11 protein-coding genes are annotated in these 12,736 nt (G+C 40.5%); 6 read left to right on the forward strand and 5 right to left on the reverse strand.

Annotation, left to right across the window (positions count from 1 at the left end; genetic code table 11):
• Positions 1–137: 137 nt before the first annotated feature.
• Positions 138–3,326 carry a M16 family metallopeptidase gene (locus WG989_RS12475; protein WP_340429814.1) on the forward strand — a complete coding sequence of 1,063 codons (3,189 nt, stop codon included), beginning with the start codon at positions 138–140 and terminating at the stop codon, positions 3,324–3,326.
• Between the two features lie 128 nt (positions 3,327–3,454).
• On the opposite strand, the gene htpG is transcribed toward WG989_RS12475, so the two are convergent.
• Complete coding sequence (htpG, locus tag WG989_RS12480) at positions 3,455–5,344, reverse strand: molecular chaperone HtpG (protein ID WP_340429815.1); 1,890 nt, start codon at positions 5,342–5,344, stop codon at positions 3,455–3,457.
• A 162-nt stretch (positions 5,345–5,506) separates the two neighbouring features.
• Here htpG and WG989_RS12485 point away from each other — a divergent pair, with 162 nt between their 5' ends.
• The 3 genes from WG989_RS12485 to WG989_RS12495 all read left to right on the forward strand — a co-directional run bounded on the left by WG989_RS12485 (position 5,507) and on the right by WG989_RS12495 (position 7,408).
• Positions 5,507–5,980 (forward strand): hypothetical protein, encoded by a 474-nt coding sequence (locus tag WG989_RS12485; protein ID WP_340429816.1) that lies wholly within the window; start codon positions 5,507–5,509, stop codon positions 5,978–5,980.
• A gap of 117 nt (positions 5,981–6,097) precedes the next feature.
• A complete protein-coding gene (locus tag WG989_RS12490) occupies positions 6,098–6,325 on the forward strand; it encodes a DUF2905 domain-containing protein (protein ID WP_340429817.1) in 228 nt (75 codons plus the stop codon).
• Positions 6,326–6,973: 648 nt separating this feature from the next.
• On the forward strand, positions 6,974–7,408 hold the full coding sequence (locus WG989_RS12495) for an SWIB/MDM2 domain-containing protein (RefSeq protein WP_340429818.1): 435 nt from the start codon (positions 6,974–6,976) through the stop codon (positions 7,406–7,408).
• A gap of 72 nt (positions 7,409–7,480) precedes the next feature.
• Here the strand turns inward: WG989_RS12495 and WG989_RS12500 are convergent, their stop codons facing one another.
• Both WG989_RS12500 and WG989_RS12505 read right to left on the reverse strand, forming a co-directional pair.
• A complete protein-coding gene (locus WG989_RS12500; RefSeq protein WP_340429819.1) occupies positions 7,481–7,960 on the reverse strand; it encodes a COG3650 family protein in 480 nt (159 codons plus the stop codon).
• Between the two features lie 141 nt (positions 7,961–8,101).
• Positions 8,102–9,853 (reverse strand): cell envelope integrity protein TolA, encoded by a 1,752-nt coding sequence (locus WG989_RS12505; RefSeq protein WP_340429820.1) that lies wholly within the window; start codon positions 9,851–9,853, stop codon positions 8,102–8,104.
• A gap of 297 nt (positions 9,854–10,150) precedes the next feature.
• On the opposite strand from WG989_RS12505, the gene WG989_RS12510 reads away from it, so the two are divergent.
• A complete protein-coding gene (locus tag WG989_RS12510) occupies positions 10,151–10,924 on the forward strand; it encodes a sulfite exporter TauE/SafE family protein (protein WP_340429822.1) in 774 nt (257 codons plus the stop codon).
• Positions 10,925–10,947: 23 nt separating this feature from the next.
• On the opposite strand, the gene WG989_RS12515 is transcribed toward WG989_RS12510, so the two are convergent.
• Positions 10,948–11,424 carry a YybH family protein gene (locus tag WG989_RS12515; protein WP_340429824.1) on the reverse strand — a complete coding sequence of 159 codons (477 nt, stop codon included), beginning with the start codon at positions 11,422–11,424 and terminating at the stop codon, positions 10,948–10,950.
• Positions 11,425–11,632: 208 nt separating this feature from the next.
• Between WG989_RS12515 and WG989_RS12520 the strand changes: the two genes are divergently transcribed.
• Positions 11,633–12,400, forward strand: coding sequence for a glucose 1-dehydrogenase (locus WG989_RS12520; protein ID WP_340429826.1), 768 nt, complete (start codon positions 11,633–11,635; stop codon positions 12,398–12,400).
• A 37-nt stretch (positions 12,401–12,437) separates the two neighbouring features.
• Here WG989_RS12520 and WG989_RS12525 read toward each other — a convergent pair whose 3' ends face one another.
• Complete coding sequence (locus WG989_RS12525; RefSeq protein ID WP_340429828.1) at positions 12,438–12,650, reverse strand: hypothetical protein; 213 nt, start codon at positions 12,648–12,650, stop codon at positions 12,438–12,440.
• Positions 12,651–12,736: the final 86 nt, after the last annotated feature.

The following is a 12,736-nucleotide window of genomic DNA, read 5'->3' on the forward strand; positions in this document are numbered from 1 at the left end:
CATCTCCATATAGCAAAGGCTCTCCTGTTAAAGCAGGGGAGCTTTTTATTTTTGTACCGTTCATCATGAACAATAACTGTTAACAGTTATAATATCTTTGAATCATATATATTTACCCCTTCAAAAAAACATTCTATATGCAACGTAAAGGACTACACCTGCTGTTGATTCTCCCCTTTGTTTTATTTCTTTTTTCTACTACGCTGGCCCAACAAGCCCGAACGGAAAAAATTCCCTTTGATTCGAAAGTAAAAATGGGGAAACTGGAAAATGGATTAACCTATTTCATTCGCCCCAATCAAAAACCGGAAAAACGTGTGGAGCTGCGTTTAGTGGTAAATGTGGGTTCTATTGTTGAAGACGCCGATCAACTTGGGTTGGCACATATGATGGAACATATGGCATTTAATGGTACCAAAAATTTTAAGAAGAATGATATCGTTTCGTACCTGCAGGAAATTGGCGTAGGGTTTGGAAACGATCTCAACGCTTATACAAGTTTTGATGAAACAGTCTACATTCTTCCTATTCCTGTTGATAAGCCGGGTAATCTTGAAAAAGGTTTCCAGATACTGGAAGACTGGGCGCACAATGTTACCAACCTTGATGAAGATATTGATGGCGAACGTGCCGTGATCTTAGAAGAAAGCCGATCTGGTAAAGGTGCAGAAGAACGCATGTTTCGTAAAATTTTACCGGGATTATTTGCCGGCTCATTGTATGCTGATCGTTTACCTATCGGTAAAGACAGCATCATTCAGAATTTTAAATATGATGCGATCCGTCGTTTTTATAAAGATTGGTACCGTCCTGATCTGATGGCAGTAGTAGTGGTTGGTGATATTACCACCGAAGCTGCGGAAGCACTCATAAGGAAACATTTTGCAGGGATCAAAAACCCGGCAAATCCACGTGAACGGAAGTATGCACCCGTGGCACCTTATGCGGCCAATGAAGTAATGATCCTGACCGATAAAGAAGCTTCTTCAAGTGAAGTGGCCATTAATTTTCCTTCGTTTGTGGCAGAACCATCTGCAACTGTTGAAGATTACAGGAACAGTATTTTGCGTGGATTGTTTACACGAATGCTCAACCAACGTTTACAGGAGCTGACCCAAAAAGAAAATCCACCATTCAACTTTGCCGGGAGTGGTTTTGGTTCGTATGCAAGAGGCTACGATGCATTCTCTGTATTTGCCGGAGTAGGAACAGGAGATGTAAAAAAAGCAACACAAGCATTGCTGGAAGAAATTGAACGTGTAAAACGATTTGGGTTTACTGCAACAGAACTTGAACGCAGTAAGAAAACAACGTTGAGTAATTATGAACGTTCTTACAACAACCGTGATAAAACAGAAAGTGCCAATTACGTGAACGAATATGTGAACTACTTTTTGAAAGCTGATCCAACGCCGGGTATTGAATATGAATTTGAAAAAGTGAAAGAACTTTTACCGGGTGTTACCATTGAAGAAGTAAATGCATTGGTAAATAAATACATCAAGGGAGTGGAGAATCGGTTTACCTATATCACCCAACCGGAACCAAAGGCTGGTGAAAAATTGGCAACAGAAGAGGAGATACTGGCGTTTTTCCCTGCAGCAGAAAAAGCAGATATCAAAGCATATGAAGATAAAGCGGTTGCTTCTTCTTTAATTCAAACGAAGCCGAAAGCCGGTACTGTAACAGCAACAAAGAAAAATGCAGCACTTGGTACTACTGAACTTACACTCAGCAACGGTATTAAAGTAACGTTGAAGTCAACTGATTTTAAAGCCGATCAGATCTTGATGTCGTCAGTGCGTCCCGGTGGAAAAAACAATTATAGCCTGGCCGATAAATTCAATGCAGAGTATGCAGTACCGGTTGTTACATCAATGGGTGTGGGCGAATTTTCACCTGTTGATCTGCGGAAGGTATTAGCTGGTAAAACGGTACAGGTAAATCCATTCCTTACAGCAGCCAGTGAAGGAGTAAGAGGTAGTTCTACAGTAAAGGATATTGAAACAATGTTCCAGTTAACCTGGTTAACGTTTACAAATCCGCGGATGGATACAACCTTGTTCAAATCATATATTCAACGGAACAAATCACAATATGCAATGATGGGGGCTAATCCGCAGTTTGCATTTATTGATACGTTATACAGCGAATTGTACAGTAACAATCCACTTGCACCTATTGCACTGCCCAAAGCAGAAAACTTTTCAAAGATCGATCTCAAGCGTTCAATGGAAATTTATAAAGAGCGTTTTGGCGATGCAGGAAGTATGGAGTTTGTATTTGTAGGAAGTTTTAAAGAAGAAGAGATCATTCCACTTATTGAACAATACATTGCCAGCTTGCCAACTACAAAAAAGAAGTTTGCAACGGTTGATAACAAAGTGCGTCCTGTAAAAGGTAAACGTGAAATGATGGTGAAGAAAGGGAAAGAAGAGCGTAGCCTTATTATTCAATTCCATTCAGGTGAAGTTCCTTTTAGCCAGGATCTTGAATTGAAAGCACAGGCTGCATCGGAAGTGCTCAACATCCGTATCATAGAAGAGTTACGTGAAAAGATCGGTGGTATTTATGGAGGCGGCATCTTTGGTTCGTTGGAACGTGAGCCTTACAATAACTATACGTTTGCAGTACAATTGCCTTGCGGTCCGGAGAAAGCAGATACGCTGTTAAAAGCGGTGAACCGAGAAATTAAAGAGATCGCTACCAAAGGCCCTTCTCAACAAAACCTGGATAAAGTAAAACAGCAATGGCGTGAGCAACATAAGATCGATATTAAAGAAAATGAAGACTGGCTTTCTGCAATTACGGAAAGTAAATTCCCGGGCAACGATATTGATTACTTTGTGAACTATGAGAAATACATCGACAAGCTCACTGTGAAAGATGTACAACAGGCTGCAGCGAAATTATTGAATGGTCCGAATGTATTTACCGCTATCCAGATGCCGGAGAATTATGTACCGGGCGAAGAAAAGAAAACAGCGGAGCGTGATAACAATATTCTGCAAACCATCGAAATTGATAAGCCTGAAATTAAAATTGAATTGTTTGACAATGGTGAAATTGATGGCGACAGTGTAACCGTTTATTTCAACAGCTATCCGGTTCTCAGCAAAAAACAACTGACGGATAAAGTAACCACGTTGAATGTAAAGGCATTAAAAGGCAGAAAGAACAACCTTGTGATGTTTGCAGAGAATCTCGGCACAACACCTCCTAACACAGCCTTGATGCGTATCACCGCAGGTGGTAAGGTGTACAATATTACCGTTGAGAGTGATAAGAAGAAAAACGGAACGATCGTGTTTAAATGGATAGAGTAGTTAATGACTGCTCACCCGAAGTGTGACTGTTCATCATAGAAGAATTTAAATAATGAAGAGGGTCGATGCGAAGCATCGACCCTCTTTTTGTTTTATCTTTTTCAAAGTTGAAGGGCGCTCAGGACTCATTAAATCACTTCCACATTCCTTTCAACAAAGGCTGTAAGATCAGCGCCTTTCAACAACCCTTGTGCAAGCAGCGCCAGATCAAATGCCTGCTTGGCAATTACTGTTTGCTGCGCTTCTTCTGCACTCAACAGCTTACTGATGAGTTTATGATTGGCATTGATGGCTACTTTGTAATTATCGGGCATACTGCCATAAAAGCCCATCATACCGCCACCGCCAAGCTTGCTCATATCTTTCATACGGCGCATCCATTCTTCCATAGTAATGGTTACCGGCATTGTTTCAGCAGGTAAACTTTCCAATTCAACTTTCATGGTTGCATTGTTGATGGCTTTTTCAAATACCGCTTTTACTTTGTTGCGTTCTTCTTCCGTTAATTGATGTGCAGGTGCATCTTCTTTTACAATCAGTTTGTCCGGAACATCTGCATCCACCCGTTTCATACTTGTTTTCTCCAGCTTCATTTCGAGGTGCTGAATAAAGTGGGTATCAATTGGAGAGTTCATCAGCAATACATCATAGTTCTTTTTTGCAGCAGCCTGTACGTAACTGTGCTGATGTTCTGCATCAATGGTATACAGATAAACAAGATTACCTTCTTTATCGGTTTGAAAATCTTTCACCTTCGCATTGTACTCATCCAATGTGTAATGCTCATTGCTTGTATTGGTGAGTAATAAAAAGTCTTTCGCTTTATCATAAAACTTCTCATCAGAAATGGCACCGTACTTGACAAACAAACCAATGTCGGTCCATTTTTCTTCGTAAGCTTTACGGTCTTTCTTAAAGAGTTCGCTCAGCTTATCCGCTACTTTGCGACTGATATAGCTGTTGATCTTTTTTACATTGCTATCGGCCTGCAGGAACGAACGGCTAACATTCAGCGGAATATCCGGTGAATCGATCACACCATGCAGCAACAATAAAAATTCAGGAACAATATCTTTTACCTCATCAGTAATAAATACCTGGCGACTGAATAGTTTGATCTTATTCTTTTGTACTTCAAAATCATTTTTCAATTTGGGGAAATACAATACACCGGTAAGGTTAAACGGATAATCTACATTGAGATGGATCCAGAATAACGGCTCTTCACTAAACGGATATAGCTCACGGTAGAAATCGAGGTAATCTTCATCTTTCAATTCTGTAGGAGCCTTGGTCCAGATAGGATTGGTGTTGTTGATGATATTATCAACCGTAACGGTTTTGTATTTTGGTTTGCCTTCTTCATCTTCACCATCAGGTTCCGTTTCTTCTTTTGTACCAAATTGAACAGGCACCGGTAAAAACTTCGCATACTTATCAAGAATGCTTCCAATGCGTTGTTCTTCTAAAAACTCTTCTGATTCTGCATTGATGTACAGGATAATATCTGTTCCTCTTTCGGTACGTGTACCTTCTGTTATTTCAAACGAAGTACTGCCGTCGCAGATCCAACGGGCTGCCTCTGCTCCATCCTGATAGGAGAGTGTTTGAATTTCAACTTTATCAGCCACCATAAACGCCGAATAGAAACCCAGACCAAAACGTCCGATGATCTCATTGGCATCTTTTGCTTCTTTGAATTTTTCCATGAATTCTGTTGCACCGGAGAACGCCACCTGGTTGATGTATTTTTTAATTTCATCAGCCGTCATACCAATTCCGTTATCAGAAATGGTAATGGTTTTTGCGGTTGCATCAACTGCCACTTTTACCTTGAGTTCACCGAGCTCGTTGCTGTAATGTCCGAGTGAGCTGAGGCGTTTCATTTTCTGCGACGCATCCACTGCATTACTTACCAATTCCCGCAGAAAAATTTCATTATCGGAGTATAAGAATTTCTTAATGATCGGGAAGATATTCTCCGTGTTAATGGAAATTGTTCCTTTTTCCTGTACCATACTGTTTGTTTTAAGCTGTTTTATTGACTGGCTGGGGTAAATCAATTGCTGTTCCAAATGCTGTTTATTTGCCACATTGACAGCATCTTATGCACACATGGTTTGGCAGCAACTCATTTCTGGCACTGACTTTGAACTTATGCCCTTGTTAAAATGATTTATATGAAAAAGATAATGCTCGGAATACTGTTGCTCGGTGGCCTGTTTACCGCCCACGAAACGGAAGCACAGATCAATGTAAATGTCGGTTTGCAACCTGCATGGGGGCCAGTTGGCTACCAGCATGTAGATTATTACTATCTACCCGATATTGAAAGTTATTATTATGTGCCACGCAAACAGTTTATTCATTTGAATAATGGCAAGTGGGTGTATTCAGCGGGATTGCCTTCTGCTTACAGAAATTACAATCTCTACAATGGATACAAGGTGGTGGTGAATGAACCTCGTCCATATTTGCGCCATGCAACCTACAAAGTAAAGTACGCAAAGTATAAAGGTGTGAATGGCAAGCAGGCATCGCTTAAAAACAATAAATCGAATGCGCCGAAATATTCTCCTGCAAAGAAGACAGGCGTAGTAAATAAATCAAAACCCGGTACACCTGCAAAAGGAAAGGGTAAAGGGAAAAATTGATAAGAGTTTAGCAGATGGTTCTAAAGTGGTGGTTTAAAAAGAACCCTCCGTTTTCTACGGAGGGTTTTGTTTTAATAAGATGACAATGCAGGGCAATCGATATCGTATTTTTAGTGTATGAACAGCGATACAGGTAAATGGATCATACTGGTGGGTGCATTAATTGTACTGATCGGTTTGGTCATTTATTTCTTTCATGATAAGCTTCATTGGATCGGTCGATTGCCCGGCGATATACGTGTAGAGAAAGAGCATTTTCGTTTTTATTTTCCTCTAACGACAATGTTATTGCTGAGTATAGTTGTTACAATTCTTCTTCGTTTGATCAAACGATTTTTAAATTAATGTCGTGCTTTTTTTACGGATAATTGTACACAATTATTGATTGAATGCGGTAAAGAATGGGGTGTTTTTCCATTGGAAAAACAGATGAGAGATATCAGGCATGGTTCAGAAAAAGCATGTAAAAGAGGTGACAGCATTCTGAAAAAATCAGAAAAATTCACTCTTAAAAGCACATTTTTCATAGCTGAAGCACATTTTCTGATCCGGTGATCATTTTTCGGATCAGTAAGGGAAACCCTTACTTTTCAACCGGTAATTTAATATGATCGTTGTGAAAAATACTAAGGCATCACCCGATTGCCTGGTTAGATTGTGTAGTTGTTTTACATTTCATTTAATGAGGTTGATTCGCCTGAAACGCAATGGCAGCAATAGTTACAGCTTGCCTAACTTTGTCTGTTGTTTGTACAAGCTGTATTGTTTTGAGTAAGGAATGTATCACAAACAAGCAAAATTTCAGCAAGAAAAGGAGTGTAAAATCAACGTTTATTGAAACCCTGTTTTCCCAATGAAAAACGATGTTATTCATGTCTTATTCACATTGTGTAAATCATGTTTGCAGAATCCTTGTTGGTTATTTAAAATTACCCTAAATTCATCTTGTTAAAACGTTACTATTTCCCAATTAAAATTCTAAAACTCCAACAAATGGCAACTAAAAAAGCAAAAAAAGCCGCCCCCAAGAAAGCAGCAAAAAAAGCTGTAAAAAAAGCCGCTCCTAAGAAAGCCGCTAAAAAAGCAGCTCCTAAAAAGGCCGCTAAAAAAGCAGCTCCTAAAAAAGCAGCACCCAAAAAGGCAGCTCCTAAAAAAGCAGCAAAAAAGAAATCAGCACGTAAGCCAAATGCAGCGTTCATGAAAGCACTTACTCCAAGTGCAGATCTGGCAGCAGTAATTGGTAACAAAGCTGTACCACGTACTGAAGCAGTGAAAAAAATCTGGGTTTACATCAAAGCCAATAAATTACAGGATAGCAAAAACAGACGCATGATCAATGCTGATGCAAAGCTGAAGCCTGTATTTGGTGGCAAAGCACAGGTGTCTATGTTCGACATGGCAAAATTCCTGAGCAAGCATTTAAGCTAAGCGATTTATTCCTGATATGAGAAGAGGGCATTCAATTGAATGCCCTCTTTTATTTTTTGAATATCCGATCGTTTAATTCTTCAATGAAGTACCGCAACCACGGAATTTTTTTTCTCCGCCTTCGTTTTGTTTGATGGTAACGTAAACGGTGTATGCAGAACTGTCGCCCGACATGGTATTGATGCAAAGTTTATTTTCAATTTGTACAAGCATACTGCCAGTCTCTGTATCTGCACTGAATATTTTTGCTCCGTCTTTTGTGATCTCCGGCAAAACAGCAGGAGCGATCATTTCCAAACCATCCGGTGTTTGAAAATGCATGGCACTTTCCTCATCCAGTTCAAAACTCCAGAACGGCTCATTACCGGTGGCAATAAAATCAATACCGGCCAATGCTTTTCCCTTCCAATGCTCAGGAATCGAATCGTCATTTAAAATAGTGTCAACAAAAGTCTCTGCTTTGTCGGTTGATGGTGTAACGGCGTTTTTCTCCTGTGCGGTATTGCAACCGGCGGCAAGGATGAACAACAGGAAACAGGTTTTAATAAACATACTGTAAGTTTTGAATGGGCAGGTAAGATAATAAAACCCGAATAATTAATTGTTACTATTTCGAAAGATCAGTTGCCTTCAGGACACAAAAAAAGCTGCCGTTATTCCGGCAGCTTTTTTAGAAATAAGTTTTCATTTGTATTACCAGAAATCAACTGAGCGGAGAAAGCCCACTTCAACAAAGGTTCCGGTTTTTGTACTTCTGAATTCAGAACTTGGTGATCCGCTGTTGTACGAAACGTCGCCACCGAAAATATATTCAGGATAGTAATTAACGTAAAAGTTAAAGGTGTGATCTTTTTTCCATTGAAAAGCAAACCCTTGGATCCATGGCGATTTTTGGGTTTCAACAAGGGAAGATGTTTCCGGGTCAGCATAGGCTCCAATGCCGCCAGGTATCAATCGTTCCATGATCATCCCAAGCGAAATATGGCTACGTCTGTAATCCGCATCAGGTTTGGTTGTAAACCGTACACCATACTCAAGCTTTTGAAAATTCATATCAGATTTTCCTTTACCGCTTTCTTCAGGATCATTGTCGCTTTTCGAAAACACTCTTGAACCACCGGTGTATTCACCATATGCTTTCACCCATTTTGCACCTGCAAAAACCCGTCCGCCATATACAAGCGGCGATAATTGATAGCCATCAAAGATGGGGCTGAAACCTGCTTTTGGTGCAAGAAATGCATAGCCTCCGAAATTGTCGTGCTCCGCACCAATTTTCATATTTACATCCAGGTTCAATGTGAACATTTGTACTTTTTCCAATGATTTTGTTGATACATAACTGCCATTGATCATGGTTGTTTTATCACTTGCAAAAATGAGCGGAGCGTAGGTAGCCGAATAACCCCATTCAATACTTGCATTCAAACGCAGTTTCCCTTTCGATTCAGGTTTGTTGTAAACAAAATCAGGGTTTACACGGCCCATTTTATCATTGTAGATCCAGGTGCCTACAATAAACAATAAACTTACACTGGCAGTAGCGGCAGTTGCTTCAGCCTGCCTGCGTTCTTCATTTGCATTTTGCTTCCATGTATTGTATTCGTTCTGGCGTTGATCCCGGGCTTCCTGTTCTGCTTTCAGTCGTGCTTCTTCCTGGCGACGTGCTTCTTCTTTAGCATTATACTCTTGTTCAGCTCTCGATTGTGTGGTTGAGCTTCCTGAACTGCCGGAAGTGGTAGAAGATGTATTGCTGCTTTCTGTTTTGGTTTCTTCTTTTGCAGTTGTGCCCGAAGTTTTTGCTTCTGCTTCTTTTTTCTTTTTTTCTTCTTCAGCTTTTGCCTGCGCTTCTTTTTGTTTCTTTTCCTCTGCCAATTTCTTTTCTTCGGCAGCTTTTTTCTCAGCAGCTAACTTTTCTTCCCGTTGCTTTTTTTCTTCAGCCGCTTTTTTTTCAGCTGCAAGTTTTTCATCTGCTTTCTTTTTTTCTTCGGCAGCTTTTTGCTGCGTTACGTTTGTAATGTTACTCATTGTGTAGCTGATGCCCTGTAACAATGTAAACGAGTTACCATCGGCACGCCGGCAATTTTTAAAATTGTCGGCTCCGCTGGTGTAGATATGTACCCAGTCGTCATCGGGGGTAAAACGGGCATTTGGTTTCAGCCAAACAACTTTGTTAATGCCGAGTGTGAAATTTTTGGTTCCAACACATGCAAGATCAAGCCTTACGTTGATCACCATGCTGTATTCTTGATTTGTGTTGTTTTGAACATAAAAATAGTACTCTTCGCTTCCTCCGAGAGATGACCAATACCGTTGTACACTAACGGTAAACCGTGGGTCAACTTGAGAAACGGAAACATCTTTTCGTTGTGCGTTCAAGCGTATACTTACTGTTAGAATTGACAGCAGCAGTACAAGCGTACGGATACATGATTTACGATACATGAAATTTTAGTTTTGTGATTGAATGGGTAAATGCCGATTTTTCATCGGACGGACAAAAGTAACGGCGGCGGGTATGCGCAACAATACTCCCTTTGGGGTAATTTTTTTAAAACAGGCAGATCAACTGAATGATCTTTTATAAAAAGTAAATGTTTTTACTTAGCATGTGCATGTTTATTTTGCTGCAGCAAAAAAACAAAACCGTATATAGAGGTTTTATGCCGCAACGCATTGCAGTTATTGTTATGTGTGTTACAGATCATACAATAACAGTTTCTCCTTTACTTTGCAGCCACAATGGAATGGTGGATCTATTTGCTGGTTTGTTTGGGCGCTCTCTTTGCAGGGTTTATTGATGCTGTGGTAGGCGGCGGTGGATTGGTACAGGTGCCGCTGTTGCTCATCCTGTTTCCGGAGTTGTCGCATGTACAAGTGATTGCCAGCAATCGCTTTGCTTCGCTGGCAGGAACCAGCGTAGCTGCTTATCAATACATCAAAATGATTGGTGTAGATAGCAGCGTGGTGCTTGCCACAGGCATCACAGCTGCCATAGCATCGTTCAGCGGAACGTTTGTAATGGAACTGATAAAGCCGGAAGTATTCAAGCCTTTATTGCTTGTAATTATTATTGTATTGGCTGTTTATACATTTCTCAAAAAAGATTTTGGCCATGTTCATGCAGTGAAGTACAGCGGTAATCAATTTCTGATTGTATGTGCTTTGATTGGTGCACTGATAGGTTTTTACAATGGCTTTATTGGCCCGGGTACGGGAAGCCTGTTTGTATTTGCATTTGTAAGTGTAGCCGGTTTAAATTTTCTGCATGCATCTGCTTCATCAAAGATTGTGAATGCCATTGCTGATGTTGCGTCCTTGGTGGGGTTTTTATTAAATGGTGCCGTTGTATTTAAAATCGCATTACCTATGATGGTCTTTAATATGCTGGGCGGTTATATTGGAAGTAAGGCAGCCATTCTCAAAGGCAATGTGTTTATCCGTTATGTATTTCTGCTGGTTATCTCAATCTTGATCATCCGTTTAGGAAGAGATGTGATCATCAGTTGGCAATAGTATTCTTTTTATTGCAACCGAAATCAGTCTGTCTTTTTATCTTCCGGTGGTGCTGTAACAAACGACGCATGTAAATGAGCGATCTTCCAATCGTTTTTCTGTTTCACCATTACCAATGTTCGTCGTGATAAACGTGTAATACCATCTCCTAAATGAAATGTAACAATTGCTGTGTTGCCGTAAAGTTGAATCCGGATGTCCTTTGGACTGATGTTGAGTGTTGCGGTATTGGATGAATCAATGAATTCAGGAAATACTTCGAGCCAGGTTGCTTCAATTTCCTGTTGACCGGCTCTGCGTTTCCCCTGCTCCCACACCGGGTGAAACATGGTAGCATCATTCGTGAACGAAGAACGGAACGCTTCCCATTTAAATTGGTTGAATGCAGTAACAAAATGTTCTGCTGCCTTCATTACGGCGATCGAATCGTTGGCTTGCGCCGGTAGCAGTGTGCTGCACAAAAGTAAAGCTGTTGTAAAAGCAGGAGTCAATAATTTCATCTGTTATTTTATTAGATGCTGATAAGGTAGAACATTATTCGCAGGAATGAAAATGCAGATCAGCAACGGTTACTGTTCAGCAATACGGCACTGCTACTGATAACTCTCATCTTGCTTTGCAATAACCATCATTGATTACGATCTTACCGGTGTGTAACTTGATTTCCTTCAAATGAAATTTATCTCATAACAGATCAAATGGTTGGGTATGAAAAAGCTGGAAAACAGAGTAGCGATCATAACAGGAGCTGCTGCCGGGTTGGGAAAAGCAATTGCGTTATTATTTGCTGCAGAAGGCAGTAAAGTTGTTGCTGCCGATATCAATGTGGCATTATTAAAAATGTTGGAAGAAGAAATTACAAACACAGGAGGTATTGTAACAACAGTAGTTGCTGATATGGCAAAGGAACAGGATATTGATGAACTGTTCAACAAGGCAATAACTTCATATGGAACGGTAGATATTTTGGTAAACAATGCAGGTGTAATGGATCAGTTCGATCCTGTTGCGGATGTAGATAACCACACATGGGAACGTGTAATGGCGATCAATGTAACGGGTCCGTTCAAAGCCATGCGCAAAGCAGTGCAGTTGATGTTATCTGCAGGAAAAGGATCTATTGTAAATATTTCGTCTGTGGGTGGATTGCAGGGAGCAAGAGCCGGCGCTGCCTACACAACCAGTAAGCATGCACTTATCGGACTCACAAAAAATACCGGTTACATGTATGCGAAAAAAGGAATCCGTTGCAATGCAGTTGCACCGGGTGCTATGGATACAACCATTGCTGCAGGAATTGATCTGGCACATTTACCCGCCATCGTGAACGAACGCATTATGCCAGGCATGGCATTGATGAGCCGCAGTTCAAATCCAATGGAAGTGGCGCAGGTTGTGTTGTTCCTTGCATCGGATGATGCAGGTTTTGTAAACGGTGCTGTTCTTGTTGCAGATGGAGGATGGACTGCATATTAAGCAACCGCTACCTTCAATCTTTACTGCAATGCGTATATTACTTTTTAGAAAAGCCTGTTGATAATTTGCCGGGCAGTTGTACGATATTGTCTTCGTACTCTTTTTGCAATTCCCGTTCAAGTGATTGAATATTTTTCTTCATCTTTTTGATCTGATAACGCATCAGAAAAATACCGGCAAACACGCCTGCAAAGAAAAAGTGAAAGGCAATGAATACGGCACGCTCGTCATTTAGTAACTGAATAAACATAAGCAATAGTTTTCGTTCAGAGTATAGGATGTAAATGGATACTTGCAGTGATGCCGACTGTTGTTGTAATAACAATGCCAACAGCA

This window comes from Lacibacter sp. H407 (assembly GCF_037892605.1).
In the GTDB taxonomy this organism is placed as follows: domain Bacteria; phylum Bacteroidota; class Bacteroidia; order Chitinophagales; family Chitinophagaceae; genus Lacibacter.